The 26719-nt window shown below is 58.1% G+C and carries 24 protein-coding genes; 7 read left to right on the top strand and 17 right to left on the bottom strand.

Annotation, left to right across the window (positions count from 1 at the left end):
* The 6 genes from DBQ51_RS12970 (at nucleotide 1) to DBQ51_RS12945 (ending at nucleotide 9134) form a co-directional block, all read left to right on the top strand.
* Entirely contained in the window at nucleotides 1–447 is a 447-nt protein-coding gene (locus DBQ51_RS12970; protein WP_107631771.1) for a LytR/AlgR family response regulator transcription factor, read from the top strand.
* A 32-nt stretch (nucleotides 448–479) separates the two neighbouring features.
* Complete coding sequence (locus DBQ51_RS12965) at nucleotides 480–785, top strand: STAS domain-containing protein (RefSeq protein ID WP_054326459.1); 306 nt, start codon at nucleotides 480–482, stop codon at nucleotides 783–785.
* A gap of 94 nt (nucleotides 786–879) precedes the next feature.
* Nucleotides 880–5145, top strand: a complete 4266-nt coding sequence (locus tag DBQ51_RS12960) for a non-ribosomal peptide synthetase (RefSeq protein WP_107631770.1) — start codon at nucleotides 880–882, stop codon at nucleotides 5143–5145.
* A gap of 29 nt (nucleotides 5146–5174) precedes the next feature.
* Nucleotides 5175–6650, top strand: coding sequence for a PP2C family protein-serine/threonine phosphatase (locus DBQ51_RS12955; RefSeq protein WP_054326456.1), 1476 nt, complete (start codon nucleotides 5175–5177; stop codon nucleotides 6648–6650).
* A complete protein-coding gene (locus DBQ51_RS12950) occupies nucleotides 6647–7057 on the top strand; it encodes an ATP-binding protein (RefSeq protein WP_107631769.1) in 411 nt (136 codons plus the stop codon). Before DBQ51_RS12955 ends, DBQ51_RS12950 begins: the two co-directional genes overlap by 4 nt.
* A 157-nt stretch (nucleotides 7058–7214) precedes the next feature.
* A complete protein-coding gene (locus DBQ51_RS12945; RefSeq protein WP_159068186.1) occupies nucleotides 7215–9134 on the top strand; it encodes a sensor histidine kinase in 1920 nt (639 codons plus the stop codon).
* A 65-nt stretch (nucleotides 9135–9199) separates the two neighbouring features.
* Here the strand turns inward: DBQ51_RS12945 and rbsK are convergent, their stop codons facing one another.
* The 16 genes from rbsK to DBQ51_RS12865 all read right to left on the bottom strand — a co-directional run bounded on the left by rbsK (nucleotide 9200) and on the right by DBQ51_RS12865 (nucleotide 24082).
* Nucleotides 9200–10216 (bottom strand): ribokinase, encoded by a 1017-nt coding sequence (rbsK, locus tag DBQ51_RS12940; RefSeq protein ID WP_107631767.1) that lies wholly within the window; start codon nucleotides 10214–10216, stop codon nucleotides 9200–9202.
* Between the two features lie 24 nt (nucleotides 10217–10240).
* Entirely contained in the window at nucleotides 10241–11248 is a 1008-nt protein-coding gene (locus DBQ51_RS12935) for a Gfo/Idh/MocA family protein (protein ID WP_242977940.1), read from the bottom strand.
* 43 nt (nucleotides 11249–11291) lie between these two features.
* Nucleotides 11292–12173: a sugar phosphate isomerase/epimerase family protein gene (locus tag DBQ51_RS12930; protein ID WP_242977939.1), complete on the bottom strand. Its 882-nt coding sequence runs from the start codon at nucleotides 12171–12173 to the stop codon at nucleotides 11292–11294.
* Nucleotides 12174–12187: 14 nt separating this feature from the next.
* Nucleotides 12188–13135 (bottom strand): Gfo/Idh/MocA family protein, encoded by a 948-nt coding sequence (locus DBQ51_RS12925; RefSeq protein WP_107631766.1) that lies wholly within the window; start codon nucleotides 13133–13135, stop codon nucleotides 12188–12190.
* The gene (locus DBQ51_RS12920) at nucleotides 13128–14045 is read right to left on the bottom strand and encodes a dihydrodipicolinate synthase family protein (protein WP_242977938.1); all 918 of its coding nucleotides are present in this window, start codon (nucleotides 14043–14045) and stop codon (nucleotides 13128–13130) included. Before DBQ51_RS12920 ends, DBQ51_RS12925 begins: the two co-directional genes overlap by 8 nt.
* A gap of 107 nt (nucleotides 14046–14152) precedes the next feature.
* The gene (locus DBQ51_RS12915) at nucleotides 14153–14920 is read right to left on the bottom strand and encodes a sugar phosphate isomerase/epimerase family protein (protein ID WP_107631764.1); all 768 of its coding nucleotides are present in this window, start codon (nucleotides 14918–14920) and stop codon (nucleotides 14153–14155) included.
* 190 nt (nucleotides 14921–15110) lie between these two features.
* Nucleotides 15111–16145 carry a TRAP transporter substrate-binding protein gene (locus DBQ51_RS12910; RefSeq protein ID WP_054326449.1) on the bottom strand — a complete coding sequence of 345 codons (1035 nt, stop codon included), beginning with the start codon at nucleotides 16143–16145 and terminating at the stop codon, nucleotides 15111–15113.
* An 86-nt stretch (nucleotides 16146–16231) separates the two neighbouring features.
* On the bottom strand, nucleotides 16232–17548 hold the full coding sequence (locus DBQ51_RS12905; RefSeq protein WP_054326448.1) for a TRAP transporter large permease: 1317 nt from the start codon (nucleotides 17546–17548) through the stop codon (nucleotides 16232–16234).
* Between the two features lie 15 nt (nucleotides 17549–17563).
* On the bottom strand, nucleotides 17564–18058 hold the full coding sequence (locus DBQ51_RS12900; protein WP_107631763.1) for a TRAP transporter small permease: 495 nt from the start codon (nucleotides 18056–18058) through the stop codon (nucleotides 17564–17566).
* 27 nt (nucleotides 18059–18085) lie between these two features.
* Nucleotides 18086–19051 carry a sugar phosphate isomerase/epimerase family protein gene (locus DBQ51_RS12895; protein WP_054326446.1) on the bottom strand — a complete coding sequence of 322 codons (966 nt, stop codon included), beginning with the start codon at nucleotides 19049–19051 and terminating at the stop codon, nucleotides 18086–18088.
* Nucleotides 19052–19087: 36 nt separating this feature from the next.
* The gene (locus DBQ51_RS12890; protein WP_054326445.1) at nucleotides 19088–20188 is read right to left on the bottom strand and encodes a Gfo/Idh/MocA family protein; all 1101 of its coding nucleotides are present in this window, start codon (nucleotides 20186–20188) and stop codon (nucleotides 19088–19090) included.
* 24 nt (nucleotides 20189–20212) lie between these two features.
* Nucleotides 20213–21151: an ROK family protein gene (locus DBQ51_RS12885; RefSeq protein ID WP_107631762.1), complete on the bottom strand. Its 939-nt coding sequence runs from the start codon at nucleotides 21149–21151 to the stop codon at nucleotides 20213–20215.
* A gap of 4 nt (nucleotides 21152–21155) precedes the next feature.
* Nucleotides 21156–21722, bottom strand: a complete 567-nt coding sequence (locus tag DBQ51_RS12880; protein WP_054326444.1) for an SIS domain-containing protein — start codon at nucleotides 21720–21722, stop codon at nucleotides 21156–21158.
* 16 nt (nucleotides 21723–21738) lie between these two features.
* Nucleotides 21739–22182, bottom strand: a complete 444-nt coding sequence (locus DBQ51_RS12875; protein ID WP_107631761.1) for a cupin domain-containing protein — start codon at nucleotides 22180–22182, stop codon at nucleotides 21739–21741.
* A gap of 14 nt (nucleotides 22183–22196) precedes the next feature.
* Complete coding sequence (locus tag DBQ51_RS12870; RefSeq protein WP_054326442.1) at nucleotides 22197–23231, bottom strand: zinc-dependent alcohol dehydrogenase; 1035 nt, start codon at nucleotides 23229–23231, stop codon at nucleotides 22197–22199.
* A 17-nt stretch (nucleotides 23232–23248) separates the two neighbouring features.
* Complete coding sequence (locus DBQ51_RS12865; RefSeq protein ID WP_054326441.1) at nucleotides 23249–24082, bottom strand: sugar phosphate isomerase/epimerase family protein; 834 nt, start codon at nucleotides 24080–24082, stop codon at nucleotides 23249–23251.
* A gap of 400 nt (nucleotides 24083–24482) precedes the next feature.
* Here DBQ51_RS12865 and DBQ51_RS12860 point away from each other — a divergent pair, with 400 nt between their 5' ends.
* On the top strand, nucleotides 24483–25394 hold the full coding sequence (locus tag DBQ51_RS12860) for a LysR family transcriptional regulator (protein WP_107631760.1): 912 nt from the start codon (nucleotides 24483–24485) through the stop codon (nucleotides 25392–25394).
* 98 nt (nucleotides 25395–25492) lie between these two features.
* On the opposite strand, the gene DBQ51_RS12855 is transcribed toward DBQ51_RS12860, so the two are convergent.
* The gene (locus tag DBQ51_RS12855) at nucleotides 25493–26707 is read right to left on the bottom strand and encodes an FprA family A-type flavoprotein (RefSeq protein WP_107631759.1); all 1215 of its coding nucleotides are present in this window, start codon (nucleotides 26705–26707) and stop codon (nucleotides 25493–25495) included.
* Nucleotides 26708–26719 lie beyond the last annotated feature (12 nt).

Genomic DNA, 26719 nt, shown 5'->3' with positions numbered 1-26719 from the left:
ATGGATATCCCCGCCGCGGTCCGCGGCTCGCCCGTTCCGTTGTGCATGCATGCCGACTCGCCTGTCCGGCAGCGCGGTGGGCGGCCATCCCCGCGGAAAGCAGCCCGCACCATCACGCTGCGCAGCTGCGGTGAAGCGCAGGTGCTTCCTGTCGAACAGATCGTGTACGCGGAGGTGTTCGACCACGAGCTGCATATCCATACCGCAGACGGCAGCACCTATTGCGGCAGGGGACATCTTTCCGCGCTGGAGCAGCGGCTTTCCAGCTGCGATTTTCTGCGCTGCCACCGGAGCTATCTGGTACACCTGCCCTATGTCGCCGGACTGCGCCGGTACCGGATCACCCTGTCCGGCGGCGCAGCGCTCCCCGTAAGCAAGCAAAATTACCTGCTGATCCAACGGGCGCTTGCCGCCTACCGGCTGCGGGCAGGCCGCCCCCATCCCTGACAGATACCATTTGGAAAAGGAGTTATATCATTATGAACATCAGCAAAAGCACCGAAAACGGCCAGACCGTCCTCAAGCTGAATGGGCGCCTGGACACCACCACCGCTCCGGATTTCCAGGATACCCTGCTCGGTGAGATCAAGACCGGCAAGAGCATCCTGCTGGACTTTTCCGAGCTGGCCTACGTCAGCAGCGCTGGGCTGCGCTCCCTGCTCACCGGACAGAAGGCGGTCGCCGCGGGCGGCCAGACGATGACCCTGCGCCATGTTTCGGACGAGATCATGGAGGTGTTCGATATGACCGGCTTTTCCGATATCCTGACAATTGAATCCGCCTGACAGCACGCATGCTGTCGGGCTTACTGGCGGCTGTCTGCATCTACGGACAGCCGTTCCGCTATCCGAGTATCGAAAGATTGGAGATTTGGCATCTATGGACATCCACCACAACCGCATCCCATTGACCCGACCGCAGCATCAGATCTGGCTTGCAAGCGAAAGCTGTCCGGACAAGGCGCTGTATACCGAATCCGTACTGCTGACCTTTGACAACGCTCCCGCCCCCGCGCAGCTTGACCGCGCGCTCAACCGCCTGGTGCAGACGACCGAAACCCTCCGCCTCCGCGTGACGCGCGGCAAGGACGGGCCGCTACAGTACGACGCGGGCTACACGCCTTTCGCCTGCCGCGTGATCCCACTTTCCGGCGAGGAGGAGCTTACCGCCGTATTCAATGAGCAGTCGCGCTACTGCTTTGACCTGTACGACAGCGCGCTGTTCAACGCGGTCATCTACACCCTGCCCGGCAAAACCGCGCTGCTGCTGCGCGTACACCATATTGTGGCGGACAGTTACGCCATGGCGGCTGTGTACAGCCGCCTGCTGGCGATTTGCGCTGGCGAGGATCCCCAGCCGTTCGTCTCCTTCCTGTCCCGCGCGGCGGCGGCCGGCGCGGATGTGGAAGAGGAGCGCCTGGCAGACCGCGGCTTCTGGCAGGATTACCTCAGCGGAGCCGAGACCGGCCGACTGCCCCATCCCACGCCCGACCAGTCCGGCCACCGGCTCGTGTGGTCGTCGCACACGGTCGGGAAGGAACGCTCCGACCGGTTGCGCGCCTTTGCCGCGCAGCAGAACGTCACGCCATACTGCGTATTTTTCGCCGCGTATGCGGTCTATCTGTCGCGCATGCTGGGTACGGAGGATGTCGTCATCATCACCCCCCGCCTCAACCGCGGCACGGATGAAGACCGTAATGCCGCGGGCATGTACACGCTCGCGGTTCCAGTGCGCCTGCATATCGCGCCGGATGCCAGCTTTGCCGCGCTGTGTCAGGAGGTGCAGGCGCAGAACCGGCTGGCGGCGGCGCACAAGGGCTACGGCCTGTCCGAAATCATGGGCGACTTGTCCCGCACGGGCATGGCGGGCGCGCTGTCGCACTTTACTCTATCCTACCAAAACTTTACCCTGCCGCTGCACGGGCTTCCCGTGCGGTGCGCGATGCACTTCGGCGGCGCTATGACCAACCTGCTCACCCTGCACGTCCTTGACTGGAGCGGCATGGGCGATTACCAATTCCGGCTCGACTACCGCGCCTCTTATTACACACCGCATGAGATCACACAGATCGCGCAAATGCTGCGCGCCATTCTCGATCAAGGCATGGGGGACTGCACCCTGCCCTGCCGCTCCATCGAGCTGCTGACCGACGAGGACAAATTCTGCCAGCGCGCGCTGCTCTCCGGTCCAGTGCTGCCGGTTGACCCGAACGATACCATCATCACCCGCTTCCGCGCGCAGGCGGCGCTTCATCCGGACCGGCGCGCCCTGTCCGGCAAAGGCCCCAGCTACACCTTCCGCGAGCTGGACGAGGCCTCTGACCGTGTCGCGCGCAACCTGATCGCCGCCGGTGTGCAGCCGCAGTCCTATGTGGCGTTCCTGCTGCCGCGCACCACTGCGCTGCCCGTGATGCTGCTGGGTATTCTCAAGGCGGGCGCGGCCTATGTGCCGATCGACTGCTCCTATCCCGAAGAACGCATCCGCTTTATCCTGTCGGACAGTAAGGCCGGCCTGCTGGTCACGGAGGCGGACATCACGGGCGCCGGCTGTCCGGTTATTGCGCCCAGCCCGCTGTTTGACCCGCCGCAGCAGCCGGACGCACCGCTGCCCGCGGTCGGCCAAGACTGGCTGTGCTATATCATCTATACCTCGGGTACGACCGGCAAGCCCAAGGGCGTCATGATCGAGCACCGCGGCATCGTCAACTTCATGCAGCCGGACAACAATGAATTCAACCGCGATATCTGCGCGAACGGCAAAGGCATCGTGGCGGTCGGCTCGGTCTGCTTTGATATTTCCATGTTCGAGCTGTTCTCCACCCTGCTCAACGGCATACCCGTCGTATTCGCGGACGAGGAGGGGATGAACAATCCGGATGCGCTCGCGCAGTACATAACGGAGAACGGCGCCAACATTCTGCACTGCACGCCCTCCCGCCTGCTCGCCTATCTGGAGGAGCCCTCGTTCCGCGAGGCCATGCGCAGCGTGGATATCGTGCTCGCGGCCGGCGAGGCCTTTACCCAGCCCCTGCTGGACGCGCTGCACAGGGCCACCCCCGCGCGCCTGTATAACGGCTACGGCCCGACCGAAATCACCATCGGCGCGACGGTCGGCCGCATTCGGGAGCGTATCACCATCGGCTCGACCATCGCCGGGGCGCGCATCTACCTGCTGGATAAGGACCGCCGCATCGTACCGCCCGGCGCAACCGGCGAGATCGCCGTGGCGGGCTACGGCGTGGCGCGCGGCTATCTCGGCCGTCCCGACCTGACCGCGGAACGCTTCATCGAGCTGCGCGACGGTCCGATCAACGATCGGGTATACCTCACCGGCGACTATGGCTATGCCCTGCCCAACGGCAGCCTCGCCTACTGCGGCCGCAACGACGAACAGGTCAAGCTGCGCGGGCTGCGCATCGAGCTGAAGGAGGTCGAGCGCTGCATCGAGTCCTTCCCCTACATCCGCCAGTGCGCCGCGCTCGTCCGCACGATCGACGGGCGGGAGCACCTCTGCTGCTTCTACTCCGCCGCCGAACCCTGCGATGTGGACGAGCTGAAGCAATACGCCGGCGGCTTCCTGACACGCTACATGGTACCCGACCTGTTCGTGTATCTGCCCGATCTGCCGCATACCTCAAACGGCAAGATCGACAAGCGTGCGCTGGCCAATCAGGCGATCCATGTGGAGCGCACCTACATCCCGCCGCGCAACGCGCGTGAGCGGACCATGTGCCGCATCTTTTCGCAGGTGCTGAACCTGCCCGAAGAAGAGATCGGCGCGACCGACAGCTTCTTCGATTTGGGCGGCACCTCGCTGCAGGCGGCACAGATCGTGCTGCTGGCCAAGCATGAGGGCTTCGAGCTGGAATACGGCCGGGTGTTTGACCATCCCACCGTGCGCGATCTGGTACAGTGCTGCGATCTGGACGGCGGCGACCTGCCCGAGCCTGTCCTTTCGAAAGCGGGCAGCCTGCCCTGCACCCAGCAGGAAGCAGCTCTCCTGCGCGACGCGCTTTGCCGCAACCGCAATTACCGCAAAGGCCTGCACCCGCTCGGCACCGTGCTGCTCACCGGCGCGACCGGCTTTCTCGGCATCCATGTGCTGTACGAGCTGCTCACTACAGGCTATAACAAGATCTACTGTATGGTGCGCCCCAAAAACAACCTGACGCCGGAAAAGCGTCTCAAGGGCTCGCTTTTCTACTATTTCGAAAACAACTTTGCCGAAGCCTTTGGCCACCGTCTGTTCGCGGTGGACGGCGACCTGATGCGCGAGAATATCGCCAGCCTGCCGGACGGCGTCAAGATCGACACGGTCATCCACTGCGCGGCGGACGTCAGCCACTTCGGCGTCGGCAACCGCATCCGCCAGACCAATGTGGACGGCGTGCGCAACGTGATCGCGTTCTGCAAACAGCATGACGCCGCGCTCATCCACATCTCCACGCTCAGCGTGGGCGGCTTTATCGAGCGTGAAATGGCCGAGATCGGCGTATCCCTCAGCGAGCAACGCCTGTGGGTGCGGCAAGACCTGTCCAACGACTACCTGGAAAGCAAATTCACGGCCGAAAAGCTCATCCTGCTCGAAACCGCGAACGGCCTGCGCGCCAAGATCATGCGCGTGGGCAACCTGCAGGGGCGCATCACGGACGGCGAGTTCCAAATGAACCGCGCCACCAACGGCTTTACCAAGCTGCTGCAGTCCATCGTCCGCACCGGACTCTGCCCGCAGTCCATGGCGTGCAGCTGGATCAATTTCTCTCCGGTGGACGCGGTCGCCCGCGCAATCTGCCGTCTGGCGGGCAGCGCGGAGGAATACACCGTGTTCCATATCTTCGACAGCAATGACCTGCCGGTCAGCAAACTGCTCACGCGCATTTCCGCGCTTGGCTATCCGGTTCGCGCGGTGGACGACAGGGAGTTCGACGAATTCATGCTGCACGCCGCCGAGGACCCTGCGTTCAACGGCGCGCTGGACGGCTTCCTGACCCGCGTGACCGGCGGTCGCCATCTGATCGAAACGCCCTGCGAAAGCGGCTTCTCCATCCGCGCGCTCGAGCAGGAGGGGTTCCTCTGGCCCGAAATCTCGGACGAATACCTATCCGCATATCTGACCGGACTAGATACACTGGGCGCGTTCCAGTAAAAATCCCCCCATGACAGGAGGAATCATCCATGCAAGTTGAATTTTCCGTGACGCTGCTGTGGTCGCTGGCGAACAATCTGTCCTTTTGGGCGGCGGCTCTGCTCACCAACAGCACGCTGACCCGCCGCCGGAACGCGGGACAGACCTTCCTCGGCTGGGTCCTGTTCGCGGCGCTGCACCTTGTCACATGCGTCGCCAGCTACTCCATCAATATTACGGACGACAACATCAATTTTTTGAGCATGCTGGTGCTCATGCCGGCAGCGGCGGTGGTGCTGTATGCCGACGAACGCGCGGCACGCGTGTTCACCTCGGTCATGGGTGCACTGATCGCCAACGTGACCACGTTCTTCTTCTGCGGCACCACGCTTAGCTTTATCGACAATACCCCCAATCCGTACAATATGCGCACGGTCGGCATTTTCCTCTGCATCAAGGCGTTCTGGTTCACGGTGATGTTCTTTGCCTACCGCCGCTTTGTCAGCAAGATCGTGCAGCAGGTCATCTCGGTGCTGGGAAAGCAGCTGAAAAACTATGTACCCATTCCAGTCTACTGCTTTGTCGCGTTTGCGATCGTCAACCGGCTGACCAACACCCTCGGCATCCTGCCCGGCCTACCGGATACCCGTGTATATTTTATCATTTTTTATTTGATTATTTGCTCGGTATTCGTTATCCTGTATTATGAGATTTTTTCCACCGCGCTGTGGTCCTCCCGCGCGCTCAAGACCGAGGCGGAGCTGAACGTTGCCAGCAACATCCAGCGCGATATGCTGCCCAATATCTTCCCCGCCTTTCCGGACCGGAACGAGTTTGACGTTTACGCCACTATGGATCCTGCCAAGGAGGTCGGCGGCGACTTTTACGACTTTTTTATGATCGACCAGACCCATCTTGCCATCGTCATTGCGGATGTGTCGGGCAAGGGCGTGCCGGCCGCGCTGTTCATGGTGATCGCCAAGACCATCATCCGCAACCAGGCGCAGTCCAGCCTGTCGCCGGCGGAGATCTTCACCCGCGCCAACGAGCAGCTTTGCGAAAACAACGGCGAGGGGCTGTTCGTCACCGCCTATCTCGGCATCCTCGACCTGCGCACCGGCGTGCTGACCTATGCTAACGCGGGCCACAACCCGCCCTTGATCCAGCAGGAGGGCGGCCGCTTTGAATGGCTCAGGTTGCGCCCTGGCTTCGTACTCGCCGGCATGGAGGGCATGCGCTATAAGGAATTCCAGGTCACCCTGAAGCCGGGCGACTGCCTGTTCCTGTATACGGACGGTGTGACCGAGGCGACCAACGCCGCGCTTGAGCTGTACGGCGAAAAACGGCTGGAGGCCGCGCTCAACGCCGACGCCGCGAAAGGGCTCGTCCCCGACCAGCTGCTGCCTTACGCCAAATCCCAGGTGGATCTGTTCGTCTCCGGCGCGCCGCAGGCGGATGACATCACCATGCTGGGGCTGCGGTTCTGTGAGTACATGCCGTCCAATTCCAAGGAGGAGACACTATGAAAACGATTACCGTACCAGCACTGACCGAACAGCTCGATACGGTGCTGGAATTTGTACAGGGCGAGCTTGACCAGATCAATTGTTCGACCAAAATCTGCAACCAGATTGCGATCGCGGTAGAGGAAATTTTCGTCAACATCGCCCACTACGCCTACCGGCCCGACGTGGGCGACGCAACCATCCGCTGCCAGGTCAGCACACAGGGCCAGCCGCAGATCACAATTGAATTTCTGGATTCCGGCAAACCCTATGACCCGCTGAAAAACGACGAGCCGGACACCACCCTCCCCGCGGAGGAACGCCGCATCGGCGGCCTGGGCATCTTCATGGTCAAACGGCTGATGGATACCGTCCAATATGAATACAGGGACGGAAAAAACATCCTGACCCTGCAAAAACTCGTATAGCACTACCGCGAAGCCTCCGCCGGTTTACCGTGCGGAGGCCTCGCCATGTGGGGATGGACCGCATATGCCGCTGCATTCCGCTATTCCCAGCCGAACGCATGCGGCGCGCCTGTCCCCCGCGTATTCCTTTATCCTGCTTTTCCGGAGGTATCCCGTCTTGAAAAGAATCGTATTCGCCGTATTGACAACGCTGATTATCCTGACCGCCTTTTCCCCCGTGCTGCTCACCTATGTCTCCCCCATGGAGGACGCCTCCTATAATCTTTCGATCATCGGGGAGGACGGCCAGCCGTGGCAGGGCAACAAGGGCTGGACAGTGTACACCTGTACGGAGGGGGCGGTGAAGGAGCTGACGCCCACTGGCTACGGCGCCTATTATGGGCTGGACTATCCGGGGCAGACGTTCTATTTTTCCCGCCGGCTGACCGAGGAACTCGACAGCCCGACCCTGCGCATCGGCGCAGCAAACCGCACCTTCAGCGTGTTCCTGGACGACGAGCTGATCTACACCGACTGTCCGGAACTGGACAACCGCATCGGCTATCTTACGCTCCCCATGCTGGAGGCGGACCGCTTTGAACCGCTGGTTGTGTCCCTTCCCGCGGGCTATGCGGGAAAAACGCTCACCATCGCGCAGTCCACCTATGCCGTGGGCAGCGACGCCCCCGGCTCGGACGCCGATGTGTTCCCCGCAGATATCACACTCTATTGCGGCTACGCCTATGAAAGCGGGCTGATCGCCCAGACCGCCCGCCATATAATCCCCGCGGCCCTGCTCTTCTCAGCAGGGGTTTTCATGCTGATTATCTTCATTTGGAACGCCTCCTCCGGCCGACTGGACGCCAGCCTGCCGCTGCTTGCACAGCTTTCCTTTGCCCTGATGCTCCGCGAGATCGTGCAGGCGCCGTTCTTTTTCTACTATTTCGGCGTCCTGCCGATCGACCTGACCGCGCTTTGTCTGTATGTGTCGGCCTCCCTGCTGCTCGGCCTGCTCGTCTGCCCGCTTTCCGGCTGGCTGCGCTGGACGATGCTGACCGTCGCGCTGCTGCAGTTCGGCGTCGTCTGCTATAATACGGTCTGCGAATATCAGGGGACGGTGCATGCGCTGCTTTGCGCCAAAGCGACGGTATTCGCCCTTTTGCTGGCCTTTCTTCTGGCGCTGCTGGCCTGGCGGCGCGGCTCGGCTTTCCACCGGCAGTTTTGCCTGCTCGTACTGACCGGCGGCGCAATCGCCGCCCTGTTCCTGCTGCTCGGCCCGCGTTTTTTTCCAGAACTACAGCGGGCCGACGGCGCGCAGGCCACCGCGCTTTCCCTGCTGCTCGTCCTGATGCCGCTGTGTTTTGTTGCAGCCCTGATCGCTCTGGCCGTCCAGACTGTCAAAGGCCTGGTGCGCCGCCGGTCGGAGACCTCCATCCTGCTCGCCAAGGAGCAGTTCGCCCGCGCCAGCTACGACACCCTGCGCGCACAGACCGAGCAGACCATGGAGCTGCGCCACGACATGCGCCACCATCTGACCGTGCTGCGCGCCTTGTTGCGAAAGCAGGATTATACGCAGGCGCAGGAATATGTGGACGGCCTCATTTCCCAGAGCAGATCGATTACACCGGTCGTCCGCTGCGGCAATCAAATGCTGGATATCATCCTCAACGGAACGCTGGCGGCGGCCTTGCGCGACAAGGTTCGGGTGGAAGTCGTTCACGCGGCGGCGCCCGCCTCGCTCCCTCTGTCCGACCCCGACCTTGCTTCGCTGGTGATGAACGTGATGGAGAACGCCGTGCATGCCGCGTGCAGCTCGCCGGTCGGCGAGCGCTTCATCCGGCTCGATATCCGCACCAAGGATAATTTCCTCGTTTTCTGCTGCTGCAACAGCGCGCCGCTGTCCGAACCCGCCGCGGGATCGAAAAAGAGCGGTCCGCTCTCTTCCCACGGCTATGGCCTGAAGATTATCGACCGCATTCTCAAGCAGGCTGGCGGTTTCTGCCGGATTGAGACCGGCCGCGGCCAATTCCAGCTCACCTTTGGTCTTCCCTTGCGCTGCCCTGAAAAAACGGCGGCGCATAAAATGCAGCAAGGCTAACGGATAAGGCCGGCAGCTTTTCGCGCGGATGCGTGAAAAACTGCCGGCCTTTCCGCTTTCCTCCCCTATTTCGTCGAGGTTCCTGACCGTTCCAGCATGTCCAGTATATTCGTATCGATCCCACGGCAGCCCTTTTCCACGATCAGCGCTTTCACCTCTGTGATTGTCGGCAGGCTTGGCATCGCGCCCATGCGGGATACCGTGATCGCCGCCGTATGGCTGGCAAATGCCAGCGCCTGCCGCTCATCCAGCCCCGCAGTGAGCCCCGTGCAGAACGCGGCGACAAACGAATCCCCCGCCGCGGTCGTGTCGATGATCTTATCCATATGGACGGACGGGGTATAAACCGTGCCGTTTTGGTTGACGCAGACCGAGCCGTTCGCGCCCAGCGTAACGATCAGGTTTTTCACCCCGCGCTGCATAAAATAGCGTGCGGCCCTGTGCATATCCTCCCGATTGATGCCATTGCCAACAGCGATCTGCTGTCCGGACATCAGCGTCGCCTCATGCTCATTGGGGGATAGATAGGTCACATGGCCAAGCAGCGTATCCGACAGCGCCGCAGCGGGCGCTGGGTTGAGCATAACGGGTACGCCGGCCTCATAGGCCCATGCGGCCACGGACTCTACCACCTCCATGGGCAGTTCAAGCTGCAGCATCACAAGGTCATAGTCCGCAACGCGGGCTTTCAGCCAGGTGATCTCCTCCACAGTCAAGGTAAAGTTCGCCCCGGGGCAGACAGTGATCCGGTTTTTTGCGTCGTTTTCGCTCACTTCAAGCGTAATGTGCGCAACCCCCGTCGCCTCGGCCGGATCGGTCAGCACCCTGGAAACATCCACACCCGCAGCAGATGCCGTTTCGAGCAGCGTTTTGCCGAAGCCGTCCCGACCGACCTTGCCGACCATAGCGACCTCCGCCCCCAATCGGGCGCACTGGACCGCCTGATTGCTGCCCTTGCCGCCCGGGGCGGTGGTGAATTTCATGCCGATGATGGTTTCCCCCTCACGCGGCGCACGTTTCGTAGACGCCACCAGATCCATCATGATGCTGCCTACCACCAGAATATGAGGAATTTTTCCCATGTCTTTCTCCTTGTCTCCCGCTTTTCAGAATCGTCCGCCCAGCGTTTCCTTTGCGCCGCTGTATGCCGCCTTGGCATTCATTTCGTCCAGAATCGTCCGTGCCGCGAGCATCTCTTTCAGCGAGGCCCGCGGACGTGCGCTATTTGCATAGTCCGCAAGCGTAGTACGGGCGAAGATCGCGTAATAGGGATCGCTGTCCGTGTTCAACGCGATATGCGCCGGCACCGCACCGAAGGTACGCAGCTCCAAATCGTTGTCCGCAAGGATGTAGTAACCATTTTCAGTCACGATCGTCCAGCGGTTTTCACGCTTGGCACCGTCCGACATGGGATAGGCATAGCCGCTCTCGATCAGCAGGGACGCGCCCGTATCCAGCCGCAGCATGGAGGAGGCATAGGTCTCGATAGCATATTCCGAGGTGTATTGGTAGACCGAGGACAACATCTCCGCGCCTTGGCTGCCAGTCAGGTAGAGCGCCATGTCGATGAAATGCACGCCGAGATTGGTCATACAGCCGCCTCCCGCAGTCTCCTGTGACAGCATCCAGCGCGAGGTCGCAAGGTAGCGCGACGGTGGTCCCGCCACGAATTTGTAGGACATATGCACAATTTTACCGGAAAGATACCGGTTTTTCAAGTCGTTTACCGTGTCGCTGTACCGCCAGACGAATGGAATCGCGCAGAACGCATTTTTGCGCTCGGCGGCATTGTACAGTGTCTCCACCTCGCGGCGGTCAAGCCCTGCGGGCTTCTCCATTGTAAACGGGATTCCCGCCTCGATCAGCTCGGAGGCGACCGCATGCATCCGGTAGTGCGGGGCAAAGGCAAAGACGAAGTCCGGCTTCACTTCATGTAGCATCTGCCGGTGATCGGTGTAGGCTGGACAACCGTAGGGCGCGGCAATGCGGGCGGCAATGCCCGCGTCACCATCGCTCACACCCACGACCGAGTTCTCCGGCAAGCCGGGCAGATAGAGCGGTACATGCCAGTGGCTCACGCCCAAGAGGGCGATCTTCATGGTTTGATTAATCATAGCACATTCCCTCCAATGCTGTTGGGCGTTTTGGGATAAATTTTCACAGCTCGATGCCGCGCAGGTATTCCAGCGACCGCTTCATACCGATGGATGCGTCCGGAATATCATCCGGATGCCACCGGCGCTCATATTCGAGGGACAGCCAGCCGTCATAACCGCGCGCTTTGACCGCGCGCAGGATCTCCGGCCACGGTATAACCCCCTCGCCCACGATGCGCGTATACACATTGCGTTCGTATTCGTCCGGTCGCGCTACATTGGAAGAGGAAAACGCCACACCTTCTTTGAATACCAGATCCTTCACATGCATGTATGCCACATACTGCTGCTGTAGGGGAAGCGCTTCTTCATATCCTTCGTTTCCGGTAAAGGTCAGGTTTGCCTGATCGTACAGGATGCGGACTGCCGGATGGTCAATTTCCCTGATAAGCGACGCGCTTTCTTTCGCCGAAACCGCCATTGTATTAAAATGGTTCTCAATCACCAGCGTCACGCCTTTTTCTGCTGCTGCATCGCCCAGCTCGCGCATGGATTCGATCAGTCTGGCGCGGCGCTCCGCTAATTTCTCCGTATCCCCAGCGGCCAGATTACCGCCGTAAATGCGGATGTACTTTGTACCCAACTGATCGCAATAACCCATCACCTTTTTGATAGCGGCGATTTCGCGCTGGCGGACCGGTTCGTCCAGCGAATTGAAATAGGAGTTATATGGCGTCAGGCAGATGATCTGGATGTTGTTCTGCTCTGCACACCGCCTGACCTCGGCCAAAGTATTTTCATTGCAGTCACATGGTAGCCCAGAGCGGTAATCATTCTGTACAACAATCTCGACACCGTCTGCGCCGATGCGATGCAGCAGTTCGAGCGCCTCGCAAACAGTGTATTCCGGTGTACCCATGGTATGTCCGGCAATTTTGAACATAGCGGCTCCCTCCTTTAATCCATCGCCGGCAGCCCGGCGGCACGCAGGATGCGGTCGAGCAATTCGTGGGTCTTGTAGGCGTCCGCCGCATCGGTAAGCGGGGTTTTGCCGTCGCGCACACAATCGAGGAAATGACGGATTGCATTCGTAAAGCCCAGTTTATCCTCGGACTTGGCCCAGCCCATAGCGAGCGGGGTCATTGCAGTCTTATGCTGTTCCTCCGCATCCGTCACTGTCACACTGTCCGGCATTTTAATAAACGCCGAGCGGTTATTCCCATGCAGTTCAATGGTTTCCTCCCACTGGCCCGAGCAGCGGGCCGCGATCAGCATACCCGAAGCGCCGTTCTCGAATTCCAGTTGAGCGGTCGTAAACGTCTCATAATACGGATCCGTGAACTTGGTCAGCGCATTGACGTCCTTGACCTCACCGCCGTAGTAGCGCATCAGATCGACCATGTGGATCGCGTTTTCCAATGTGGCGCGGTACTCGGTCGCCGGACGGTTTTTCTGTGCGATGATCACCTCCGGAGACCCTTCCCCATAAACCGCCTTGGCTTTTTGGCAGACTGGCGCGTAACGGCGGTTAAAGCCGATCATCAGCTTTTTGCCGGTCTTTTCCGCAACGTCTGCAATGTACGCCGCATCCTTCAATGTGGTTGCCATTGGTTTTTCACTGTATACGTCAACCCCATGCTCCAACAGAAAAGCAATCTGCTCTGCGTGGCATTGCTTGGGGGTCAGCACAAAGGCGCAGTCCAGGCCGAGCGACACGAACGCTTCCAGGGTATCGACCGCATGCTGCGCACCGCAGAGACGTTGCGCATGCTGCGCGTTTTCCAGCTTGCCTGCCATCAGCCCGACAAACTCCACATCGTCAAACCGCGGCAGTACGGGAAGAAAGTTGTTCTTTGAAACATAGCCGATGCCGATTACACCAACTCGCAGCTTTTTCTCAGCCATTGATACCCTCCTCCTTATAGTACTCTTCCAGCACGCGCTCGAGCAACGCGTATTCTCCGTCCGTCAGCTTGCGCAGCGGCCCGCGGCAGGTGTCATTTTCAATGATGCCGCGCAGCTTGAGCAGCGCTTTAAGCGCCGGAATGCCCGGGACTGCCGCCAGTTCGCGGTCGGTCCTGACAATCTGCTGCTGCGTCCTGCGCGCGCCTTCCATATCGCCCTCACGGTACTGGCGGTACAGGCGATTGAACCGTTCGTGGAAGATCGCCCCCGGGCCGGTCACCGTGCCGACACCGCCTGTCATCAGGCACGGGAGGAACAGGCTGTCGCAGCCGATCAGCAGGTCTGGGATGCGCTCGCTGCACAGCAGATAATCCTCAATGCGCATCAGGTCAGGGCAACTGTATTTGATGCCCGCAACATTTTCGTATTTTTCCATCAGCCTGCCCAGCAGTTCGGGTTTGACGTCGCTCGTTGTGCAGCCGGGAATGTTATAGATATAAACCGGATAATCCGGCGGTACGCTCTCGACCACCGCGCTGTAATAGCCAAGCAGGGATGCCTCGTCCATAGGAAAGAATGCCGGCGACATCACGCCCACGCCATCCGCGCCGATTCTGACCGCGTGCCGCACATGAGAGATAGTCTCCGCAGTCGTCATGCTGCCGCACTGGATGAATACCGGAATGCGCTTTGCCACGGTTTCCACCATAATTTCCGCTGCCGTTTCGCGCTCCTCCCTGCTGAGCAGAAGGCTCTCCCCGTTGGTGCCGTTCGGATACAGGCAGTCCACCCCCGCCTGCACCAGATATTCCGTAAAGCCCGCCAGTGAGCGCTCATCCATTGATCCATCTTCGTGCATCGGCGTAATAGTCGGAATAACCACGCCGGATAATCTTTTTTCGTACATCATACTCTCCTTTTCCGTTATCTGCACCGCTTCAGCCCATAGCTCCGCTACGTTCCGCCGCCTGCTTCCAGGCCTTTCCCAGTGCGCTGGCCGCCTTTTGTCAAGTCCTGCTATTTTTCCAGCACCTCCATGACCTGCCGGCATGCCTTATGCCAGTTTTCGGGGATATCGGCTTCAATGGTCAGCGTGCCGTCATAGCCCGCCCGCTCCAGGCTGTCAAGAAACACACGGTAATCATAACCGTCCCTCACAGAAGGATAGTTTCTTTCCGGATAGGAAAGCGGATAATCCATGTGGATATGATGAATATACGGCAAATAGGTTTGCAAATCCTGAAACGGCTCTCCGGCCGCTACCATATGCCGAAGATCCGCCATGGTAAAAAGGTTGTTTATTTTTACTTTTTCTATCAGCTGCACCGCTTGTACAACTGTATTGATATAGTTTGAATATTTCGGTCCCAGCGGCTCCAGAATCAGTTCCTGATGATTTTCCTCCGCTTTACGCGCCATCAGGCGCAGCGCTTCTATGAACGCCTCTTCTTTCGGCCGTTCTGACGCCGTCCGTATCCAGCGCGCCTTGCCGTTCCCCAGGATAAGGGTACGGATACCAAGCCTCGCCGTTTTTCCGCAAGCCTCTTCCAGGTATGGCTCCAGCGATTCGGGTTTAAATCCCTCCTCGAAAAACAGCGGCTCTGCCACCGGCAGCAGGCGGGAACCAATCTGTATCGGCACGCCGATTTTTATGCTCTTTTTCAATTCATCCAGTGCTTCCCCGCTTAGATCCGCGATCTCGGGGACATCCAATTCTGCGAAATCATATCCCGCCTCTGCAATCGGCAGATAGTCTTTTATTTTGCCAAACCCACCTATTTTCATAGCAGCACCTATCCTTTCCGCATCCTGGAAACTCCAAGCCGGACGTTCCGGCCATTTCCCAGGCATAAAGATCATTTTTATTCAAACGGCCCTCATTCCTTCTCTTTTCTCAGCTTTTAAGATGAGTACAGAGCCGAAACGAGGGCCGCTATTCAGTTAACCGCTACCACATTCCATCCAGCGGCACGAATTAGTATTTTTCGCGGGTCGCAACGAGCAGCTCGTACAGTGCTTTCTGGCCATCGCTCGCCTTGGATAAAAACGCATCGACAACAGGCTGCGTCTTTGCCTGGAACGCTTCCTTGTCTGCTTCCAGGATCTCAACGCCATTTTCCTCCATGACCTTCAGGCCTTCCTCGGTGGCTGCCGGCCAGATCTCGTTATTCCACTGATCGGCAAACTTCTCGCCGGCTTCGAGGAGCGCTTCCTGATTTTCTGCCGAAAGGTTGTCGAACCATACCTTGCTGACGAAAACCGGATCCGGAATGGTAAAGTGCTCGGTCAGCGTGAAGTACTTGCACAGCTCATACCAGCTATTGGCGGCGATGACGGAGGGTGTGTGATCCAGACCGTCGATGGTACCCTGCTGCAGGGCGGTGTAGATCTCGCTGGAAGCCATGGGGGTGCCAATCGCGCCCATCGCGTTTACGGTATCCGCCAGAACAGCATCCTCCATGCAGCGCAGCTTCAGGCCTTTGAGGTCGTCAACCGTGTTCACGGCATGTTTCTGGTTCAGCACGCTGCGGCTGCCGATGTCCGTCCATGCGATGATCTTGAAGCCGTTTTCCTCCGCATTGGCCTCCAGCACCGCTTTTACCTCGTCATCCATAACGGTGTTCACGGCCTGGCTTCCGTCCTCCCACAGATACGGCAGGGAGAACACCGACCACATATCGTTGAAAGCGGACAGATCGGTGGCGGCGCATTCGGTCATCTCTATGGTGCCTGCCTTCAGCCCCTCAAAAGTCGCGGCCTTGTCGCCCAACTGGGAGGAGGGATAGAACTCCATTTTCAGCCGGCCCTCCGAGCACTCCTCGATCAGCTCAGCCAACACATTGGCACCATCCGCCTGCGTGCCGGTAGCGGGAAAGGTGACGGAATATTTTACCGTAATTGCACTGCTGGAACCATCGGAGGCAGGGGTTTGGCCGGAGCCGCCGCAGGCGGTGAGCATTGTCGTCATTGCCAGAACGCAGGCCAGGGCCAGAGTGAACTTCTTTTTCATGGTAAATCTCCTTTTCAATCAATAGTATGGTTGGTTTGGTAAGCATACAGATATTTCCCGGCGTTTACGTCCGCCAGAGAGCAGGATTAAATCGCCATGCCGAGGAAGGAGGGGAGCCCAAGAACCAGAAACGGGATATATGTAATCAGAAGCAGGCAGAGCACTTCGGCTATCATATAGGGAATGGTACCCTTAATTGCTTTTTCAACCGGAATACCGGCAATCTTGGAGGTGATGAACAGGCAATAACCCAAGGGCGGCGTGATGTTGCCGATGGTCAGGTTAAAGGCCATGATAATGCCGAAGTGAATCAGGCTGATGCCCATGGACGCCGCTACCGGAGCCAGGATGGGAGCCAGGATGATAACCGAAGCGCCGCCATCCATAAACATGCCCATGATGAGCAGCAGGATGTTGACCAGAAGCAGGAACATGTACTTGTTATCGATAATTGAGAGGATCAGGTCGTTCACAATCACAGGCATCTGCAGCGCGGTAAGGCCGTAGCTGAAAACCTTGGCGCAGGCGATGATCAGCAGCAGCGGGGCCGCGCTGTTGACACCCTGCAACAGGATCGGTCCAATCTCACGAATCTTGAGCGTTTTGGTGATGAACAGGCTAACCAGAAGCGCGTATACAACCGAAATCGCGCCGGCCTCGGTAGGGGTCATGATACCGCCCATAATGCCTCCAACAACGATCAGCGGCATACCCAGCGGCAACAGTCCGTCAATGATAGTCCGCTTGATCTCGCCCGCGGACAGGTGTTCCGTGCGCTTCGGGAAATGGACCACACGGTCGCGCAGCAGCACCACAAGCATCAGGATCAGGCCGCACAGGATGCCTGGCACGACGCCGCCCATAAACATCGAGCCGACCGAGACGCCGACCGCGGTCGCGTAGACCACCATGATAATGCTCGGCGGGATGATCGGTCCGCAGGTGGAGGCACTGGCAATTACGCCCGCGGCCTCCTGGGCCGAGTACCCCTCCTTGACCATGGCAGGGATCAGGATACCTCCCATGCAGGACGAGCATGCCTGCGCGGAGCCGGTAATGCCGCCGAAAAACATGCTGGATACGATGCCTGCGTGGGCAAGGCTGCCGGGCAGCCGGCCGATCAGCAGCATGGCAAAGCGGATGAGCTTTTCCGTGATGCCGCCTCGGTTCATGATCTCGCCAGCAAGCATAAAGAACGGGATTGCCAGCAGAGGCAGACTGCCAATGCCATTAAATATGGAGTTTGAAACGGCAAGGGTTGCGATGGGGGTATTGGTCGTCACGCCAAGCGCAACCAGGCTGAGCGTGCCGGTAAACAGCAGGGAAACATACACCGGAATGCCTGCCAGAATAAAGACAAAAGTCAGGATGACCAGCAGGGCGATAATTAAGCCTACACTCACAGGGGTTCGCCTCCTTTATTCTTGTTCAGTCGCGGGGTCATCGACGGTGCGGCTCTTGATCGTGCGCAGATACTCGTAGATCATCAGAGCAAAGCCTATCGGGATCGATACATAATAGTACATTCTGGGAATGCGCAGCGTGGTACTCAGCATGGTACCGGCGGCGGTATACTGTGCGGTCCAGATGAGCAAGAGCACCAGGAAAACAATGGTAATCGCCAGGAAGACCGACCGCAGCGCAATGCGCACCGCCTTGCTTTTTGGTTTGTTGACCAGCATTGTGAATTCGGTATGTCCGTTGGTGCGAACCGCTCGGGCGCTGCCGAACATGCCCATGGCCACCAGCAGGGCCTGATTGACCTCATCCGCCCACAGGAAGCCGGTTTGGAAAATATAACGCGCAATAACAGTGGCCGTTGCAATGCAGACGATAGCGGTCAGCGTTGCACCGCAGACGATGTTCTCAAGCCATCGGATAATCGTATCGATGCTGTTAAATAACTTTTTCATACTTTCTCTCCTATAGGCACTGTTTTGTTATGCCCACCACATTCCGGATGTTTCCGCAAAGATCGCGCAGCTTTTCACCATGTCCACCGCGTGCTGCAAACCTTCCAGCCGGTTGATCAGGCTGTCCTCATGCTCAATGCTGATCGTTCCGTCATATCCGGTCTTCCGCAGCTCGGAAAAAATATCTTTCCAGTACTTCGCGTCATTCCCGTAGCCTATCGTTCGGAAGATCCAGGAGCGGTGCGTCTCGTCGCTATAATGCTTTGTGTCCAGAACGCCGTTGCGCGCGGTGTTGTACCGGTCGATGCACACATCCTTCGCGTGTACATGGTAGATCATTCCCGCAAAGGCCCGAATCACGGCCACCGGCTCCATCCCCTGCCAGAGCAGGTGGCTGGGGTCGAAGTTGACGCCGATCTCCGGCCCGACCGCTTCCCGCAGACGTTTCAGCGTATCCACGTTGTAGACACTGAAGCCGGGATGCAGCTCCAGCGCGATTTTGCTTACGCCGCAGTCCTTTGCACTCTGAGCGAAGCTTTTCCAATACGGGATCAGGACCTTGTCCCACTGATATTTGAGAATATCCAGATTATCGTCCGGCCACGCACAGGTCACCCAGTTGGGATATCGGGACGCTTCGCAGTCCCCGGGGCAGCCGGAAAAGCAGGTGATGGTATCGACCCCCAGCTTTTCTGCCAGGCGGACGGTGTTGCACATATCCTCATGATACTCTTCCGCCTTCGCCGGATCGGGATGCACCGGATTGCCGTGACAGGAAAGCGCGCTGATCGTCAGACCGGAGGCTTGGAGGGTCTGCTGAAATTCCTCCAGCGCCTCGGGAGAGGCAAGCAGGCGTTCCGGCGCGACATGCGCCTTGCCGGCGAATCCGCCACAGCCGGGTTCTATCTGCTCAATCCCCATTTCCCGAAATATTTTTAACGCATCTTCCAGCGGCCTGTCCTGCAGTACATTTGCCACAACGCCTATTTTCAATCCATATTCCTCCTTCCCTTGTTCATCATATGCTTATCAGACAACAACCCACTTGCCGCTGTGGGCGCTCTCATACAATGCGTCGCAGATCTTCATCATATGAAGACCGTCCTCAAAGGTCGCAAAGGGGTTTTCCGGTGCTTCGCCGCGAATAGCCCCATAAATCGCTGTGAAATTCTGCTTGAAAGCATCGGGGAAGCCCTCCGCGTGGCCGCCCGGATATCCGATGACAGCGGCCGTCGCACGGTCTACCAGGGAGGGGTCCTTGGTCAACAGCCCGTTGGGACCGTCCCGATGGCCGATCAGCAGATCGTTGACCCGCTCGTTATCCCATTCCAGCGACTGCCTGGTGCCGGCCACCTGTAGCACGGTCTGATTCTTCTTGCCAGAGAATACTGCAGAAAACGTGGCGGTGCCGACAGCCCCGCCGTCGAACCGGAGCAGGACGCAGGAGAAATCCTCCGTATCAATGTCCACATCTTTTGGACCCTGCTCCGTCATTTGCGTGCGCTGTGGATAAACGGTTTTAAATTCCGCGAAAACCTCGGTCACCTGCTGGCCGGTGACGTATTCGGCCAGATCAATCCAGTGGGAGCCTAGGTCTGCGGTGGCCCGTGTCTTGCCGCACTGGTCGGACAGCAGCTTCCAGCTGAAATCCGTCTTGTACTGCAGCCAGTCCTGCAGATAGCCGCCCTGGATATGATAAATTTCACCGAGCTCTCCGTCCAGCGCCATGCGCCGCATCCGGTAGGGGATGGGGTAATAGCGGTTGTGGAAGTTCAATGCGCCGATCACGCCGCTCTTGCGGACCGCATCGACCATTTTCTGCGCCTCTTCCGCGTTTCGCGCCATGGGCTTCTCGCAGACGACATGAATACCCCGCTCTATGGCTGCCATGGCAATCGCCATGTGGGTGCTGTTGGGCGTGCAGATGTGAATGCAGTCAGGCTTGCAGGCATCCATCATTTCCACATAATCCGCGTAGCCCGCGGGAACGCCCAGCCGTTCGGCCTTTTCCTTTGCGCCAAACGAATCCGCAATGGCCACAACGTCCACATGGGGGATTCGCCTGAGCGCTTCCACATGGGCAAACCCGATAAAGCCCATGCCGACTACCGCTGCTTTTAAGCGTTTCATATGCTTCCTCCCTGTTTATCGTACTTATACTGCGATTGCAACCGCGCCCATCAGAGCGGCTTCATAGCCAAGGGCGGTCGGCAGGATCGGCACGTCTTTCATCTGTGCAAAGGTATACCGTTCCATAGACCGGCGAATGCCCGGCATGAGCAGGTCCAGCGAAGCCGATACCCCGCCGCCGATAATGACCGCTTCCGGATCAAGAATATTCGTGTAATAGGAAATGCCCTTGCCGAGATACTCGCCGACCTGCTGGAAAATCGCTGCGGCGGTCTCATTACCGTTTTTCGCCAGCTTCGCACAGGAAGCGCCCGAAGGGCTCTCTCCCAGCCGGTCGAAAGCCGCCCGGAAAGCCGCGTCCTGCCGCGTCCGCTCCTCGATCAGCCGGTTCAGGGCCGTTCCGGAACCATGCGCTTCCAGACAGCCCTGCTCTCCGCAGGGGCAGCCGCAGGGCTTTTGGTATTCCACCTTGAGATGGCCGAACTCACCGGCATAGCCATGTGCGCCGCGAATCAGCCGTCCATCGCTGACGACCGCACCGCCTACGCCAGTGGAAACGGTCATCCACCCGAAGCTGGAAAACCGCTTCCCCAGCCCGAAGCGCACCTCTCCCACGGCGCAGGCGTTTACGTCATTTTCGCACACAACCCTGGCAATCCGGAGCTTTTTGGAAAGATACGCCCTCACGGGTATCTGGCTCCAGCCCGCGTAAACCGCCCGAAGCAGAACCCCTTCCCCGCGCTCCACAATGCCGGGAAGGTTGACCCCGATGCCGGCAATCTGTTCCATACGCAGGCCGCGTTTTTCTGCAAACCGGCAGAGGATTTCGCAGCATACATCCAGATGCCGCAGGCAGTCTCCGGTTTCGGTGGGAAACTGCTGTTTTTCATAAATTTTTCCGGCGTCGTCCGCAAGGGCGACAATGGTTTTGGTACCGCCGATATCAAAAGCCCCAATGTACATAGGCTTATCCCTGTGCGTTCTGGATGGCACGCTTCATATCCTGCGAGATGGCGTGCTCCAAAATCAGGTGGATGTCCTCCACCACGCCGTAGTTCTTTGAGGGGAGCACAATGGAAAGGTCGGACAGCCCGATCAGACTGCCGTTGTAATCGCCTACAATGCAAATCGTTTTAGCGCCGGCCGCCTTTGCATACTTTTGCGCCTCCACCAGATTGCCGGAGCTGCCGGAGACGGACAGAGAAATCACTAGGTCGCCTTCTTCCAGAAAATTTTTCAACTGCTCTACCATGGTCTGGTCATAGGCGTTGTCGTTGCCATAGGCGGTGAAAATAGAGGAGTGGTCAGAGGGGGCAAAGATCTTCAGCCGCTTGGAGTCCCCAATGTTGATGCCCTTGCCAAAGTCACAGACCCAGTGAGAGGCCGCGGCCGCGCTGCCGCCGTTGCCCAGCACGAACACACGTCTGCCGTTCTCGCGCGCCTCCTCCAGACAGGCCTCCAGCTTTTCAATGTCAGACCGGTCGATCGCTCCCAGCGTGCGCTGGAGCTCATCGCTGTAATTATCAAAAAACATGTTGCTTTACCCCCGCTTATTCGGCATGTTCGCCGTCATATGCGCTCTTGTCGTCATCCAGAACGTCATAGCCCGCCCGCATGTACAGGTCGAGCTGCGGCGGCGTCGCGATACCGAGCGTTACGAAAGGCTCTGTGTTTCCTGCGGGGTTGCGGGTGCCGTGCAGTACGCTGGGAGGCGCGAACACAATATCGCCGGCCTTGCAGGGGATCCACTTGTCATAGAGATAGCACTCGCCCTCGCCGGAATGAATAATCAAAATTTCTTCCGAAATAGGGTGCTTATGCGGTGCGAACTCTTTGCCGGGCTCATGGAAGCCGACCGCGATATTGGTGTTTTTGCATCCCATCTTGGGGTTCAGCGCGAAGTGAACCACATGGCCGTTGGGCATGGTCCAGGTTTCGCCGCCGCTGATGCTGAACTTGCCGCCATACTTCTGAACATATTCTTTCTTTGTCATCTCCGATATCTCCTTTATGAAAACTGAATCACTGCTTTGATGGCCGCGCCGCTTCTGGCGTCGGCAAAGGCCTGAAGGGCATCCTTATACTCGTAAACCGAAATGAGCTTCCGCAGATCGTCTTTCATCTGGACCACCTTTTCCACCACAGCCGAGGTTCCATCCGTTTTCAGCTGCGGCGCGGGACCCTTGGAGCCGATAATGGTCAATTCTTTTCGCATAATAGGCAGCGGCTCAAATCCATCAATGCCGCCGAAATACACACTGGGAACAACAATCTTACCACCGGTGCGGGCAGCGGCCATGGCGTCTTTCAGAACAGGAGGCGCTCCAGTCGCTTCGATGACGATATCGACGCCATCCTTCGCGGTCATCTCTTTAACCTGCTCCATCCAGGCGGGTTCGGATGTGTCTATCACATCCAGCAGGCCGGTCTTGCGCACCTGCTCCAGGCGCAACTTGCTGCGGTCCGCGCCGATCACCGTACCCGCGCCCATGGTCTTGAGGATCATGGCGGCCACCAGGCCGATGGCGCCCAGACCGATCACCAACACGCTGTCGCCGGGCTGGATATTTGCTTTCATTGCCACATGGTAAGCACAGTTGGCCGGCTCCAGAATGGAAGCGGTGATATCGTCCAGTTCGTCAGGGATGGGGCTGAGGAAGCTGTACGCATCCGTGTTGGTCACCAGCGTTTGCTCCGTGAAGCCGCCGGGCAGAAGGGCGTCATTCAGGCTCTTACAGTAGTTCTGCATGCCGTTGCGGCAGAACCAGCACCGGCCGCAGCCCTTGACCAGCTCGCTGGCGACGCGCATCCCTTTTTTCAGGCCGTTGGCGCCGTTGCCCACCTCCGTGATAACGCCGGAAAACTCATGTCCAAAATAGTGCTCACCGGAGAGGTCCCGCCTGCCGTTATACAGTGCCAAGTCGCTTCCACAGATGCCGCAGGCCTTTATGTCTACCCGAACGGTGCTGTCCGTGATTGCCGGGCGTTCATCGGTTTCCCGCATTTCCAACCGGCTGGGAGCCAGTAATCTGATTGTTCGCATTGCTATCGTACCTTTCTTCATCGATTAAACGCAGCCCGAGCCGTTTCGATGCCAATCTGCATCTGTCGGTCCGCTTCTTCCACGGTGTCGAACCATAGCTTCCATGGGTACAGGCCGAACACCTCGAACGAGCAGTACTTGTCAAAGCCCGCTTCCTGCAGAGCGCCCGCGACAGCCTTGAAATCAAAGTGTCCGGTGCCGGGCGCGTGGCGGTTGGAGTCTGCCAAGTGCAAATTCTGCAGCGCATATCCGTATTTCCGCACAGACTCGACAGGGTCGGCTTCCTCAATGTTCAGATGATAGGTGTCCGCCATGGTGCGCACATGAGGATGATCGACCTGCTGCACAAATTCGGTCGCCTGCTGCATCGTGTTCAGGAAGTTGGTCTCGTAGCGGTTGATCGCCTCGACCGCAAGGTAAACCTCCTTGCTTGCGGCGTATTCGCCCGCCTGGCGGATCACCTCCGCCATACATTTGACGGCTTCCTCGCGGTCGGTATCATCGTCCAGATGGCGGGTAGCGCCGCCGCTGCCGATGATGACGGTCGCGGCCTCCATATCAGCGGCGACATCAACCACCTTGCACAGATAATCCGCGCATTTGGCGTTGAGCGTCCGGTCCGCTGTGGCCAGCTTGACGCTTCCATCAAAAATGTAGTGGAGGGCGCTGCATGCAAGGCCCGCGTCACGGATCCAGCCCTTAACCTCGCGGCGGCGTTCCGGTGTGCTCTCTACGGGCAGATGCAGCGCTGCGGTCAGCTCCACTGCATCAAACCCAATCTTTGCGGCTCTGTTGATGGTATCATGCAGGTCATGCATGCCATAGACCGCCGTACACATGCTAAACTTCATAAATAGGCTCCTTTGGGATCTCATCAGTATCGTCTGTATGGGTCTGTGCTTCGATAGAAAAAAACTATTAAAAATTGTTGATCGTTTGAATCGAAATACATGCGAAGAATGGATTGGATTTTTTCACAGTACATTCGTGATTTCTAACAAAAGCTTTTGTTTATCTTCACCAATAGTGTAGCATGGTGATAGCGGACAAGTAAAATACTAACAAATTATTTTTTAATAGTTTGCGCTTATAACAGAGGAAAGCGCGCAATTCCCCATCGTTCGCTTTGTTGATTTTCAACATTTTATTAGTGTCTCATCCATTGACATTGCAGCACAGTGCATGTATAATAAGAAAAAACTAACAAAAAGCCCTGCGTAAGTTTTACTTTTATGATAGGGAGGATGCTCTATGACGCTGAACCAACTGCTGTATTTTCAGAAAATTGCCGCAATGGGCAATATGGGAAAAGCCGCAAAAGCGCTTCACATTTCCCAGCCCAGTTTGAGCGTCTCCATCTCCAACCTGGAAAAAGAGCTGAATCTCTCCCTGTTTCATCGAAACGGACACAATTTAGAGCTTTCCGCCGAAGGAGAGCAGCTTCTGGCGCATGCGGAAGCCATTTTAGCGGATTTACAGGCCGCGCAGCTACATATGCAGTCGCTCTCCGCCAATCGGGATATCCTGATCCGTATCGGCTGCATTTCACCGGTTTTATGGGAACACCTGCCGCGGATGGTCCGCGCGTTCCTGTCCAGGCCGGAAAACAGAAAAATGAAAGTCGAATTCATCACGGACAACACAGTTCCTCTGATTGCAAAGCTGCGGGATGGGTATTGCGATTTTCTCATTTGCTCGGCTTCCGACGAGGACGGTCTGTGTCAGACCGAGTTGATTGCGGAGCCCTTTGTGCTGCTCTGTCCGCCTGACGCCTATGTGCCGCAAAGCTGGGAAGACCTGTTTGCCTGCAGTGTGATCGGCTTTCAGAAACAGACCGCTGCGTATTATGAAATTTACGATATGCTCAAGCCCTATGGAATCGAGCCGGTTTATGGCCATATCGCCCCCGATGAGGCAAGCATCGCCAGTCTGGTCGCCCACGGCTTCGGTTATGGCATTTGTCCCCACGTGTCCCTTCTAAAGAATTACAACGTGCAAATCGCGCCCTTACCCCTCCCTAATAAGGGAATGGTGCGCCGGATTTACGTCACCCAACTGGCCAGCCGCCCACCGGTGGGCGCGGCCCAACGCTTCCTGAAATATCTGATGGCGTCGGCCGGACCAGACAAACAGGAAGCTCCGTTTACCGGAGCCCTGCTGTGAAAAAAGCGCCGTCCCATCGGTCATAACCGATGGGACGGCGCTTTTTAGGGGGATGTGCTGATATTTTTCTGTATGCTGGGCCGCGGCACACGTCCCGTTTACTGATTGACGGATTCCACGATGGCATCCGCAAGGGCATCCAGCTCCGCCGCTTTATCCGGCAGCAGCGCGGAGGCCATGGACAGCCGCTCGTTGAGCACGGTCATATTCTTGAGTTCCTCATCGATGAATTTCTGCATCAGGTCGCCCGACTTGACCGCCCACGAACCGTTTTCGATGATCGCAAAGGTGCGGTTCTGCAGGTTAAGCGCCTTCATATCCATCAGGTAGTTGTGCATGACCGGATAGATACCAAGATTATAGGTCACAGAGGCCAGCACGATATGGCTCAGCCGGAAGGTTTCGGAAATCAGCTGTGAAACATGGGTGTTGGATACATCGTACAGCCAGACGTTGCTCACGCCCTTTTCACACAGCTTGCCTGCCAGCGCCTGCGCCGCGGCTTCCGTATTGCCGTACATCGAGGCGTAAGCGATCATGACGCCCTTTTCCTCCGGCTCGTAGCGGCTCCAGTGATCGTACTTGTCGATAAAGTACATCAGGTCCTTGCGCCAGACCGGACCGTGCAGCGGGCAGATGAATTTGATCTGATCCAGGATGCCCGCCGCCTTTTTGAGCAGCAGCTGGACATGCGGGCCGTATTTTCCCACGATGTTGGTCAGGTAGCGGCGGGCGTCGTCGATCCAGTCGCGGTCGAAGTTGACCTCGTCCGCGAACAGCTTGCCGTCCAGCGCGCCGAACGAGCCGAACGCATCCGCCGAGAACAGCACGCCGTTTGTGGTGTCAAAGGTGACCATGGCCTCGGGCCAATGCACCATGGGCGCCGCGACAAAGGTCACAACATGCCTGCCGAAGCTCTGGGTGTCACCTTCCTTGACCTCGATCAGCTCATGGCCGTCGATGTCAAAGCCGAACTGGCGCATGAACATGAACGCCTTTTCGGTCGAGATCACCTTAACCGACGGATAGCGGAGCAGGATCTCCTCGACAGAAGCGCCGTGGTCGGGCTCCATGTGGTTGACGACCAGGTAATCCAGCGGCCGCCCATCCAGCAGATGCTCCACGTTTTCAAGGAGCTGGCGGCAGGCCGACCAGTCTACCGTGTCGAACAGCACGGTCTTCTCATCCAGCAGCAGGTAGGCGTTGTAGGACACGCCGCGCGGGATGGGAAAGATGTTTTCAAACAGGGCGAGACGATGATCGTTCGCACCGACCCAGTAGAGATCGTCCGTTACATTGCGCACGCAGTACATATATTCTCCTCC

Origin of the sequence: Agathobaculum massiliense (assembly GCF_900291975.1) — a bacterium.
Classification (GTDB): domain Bacteria; phylum Bacillota; class Clostridia; order Oscillospirales; family Butyricicoccaceae; genus Agathobaculum; species Agathobaculum ammoniilyticum.
The sequence above is the reverse complement of the archived record's forward strand: the minus strand, read 5'-3'. Positions and strand labels throughout refer to the sequence as shown.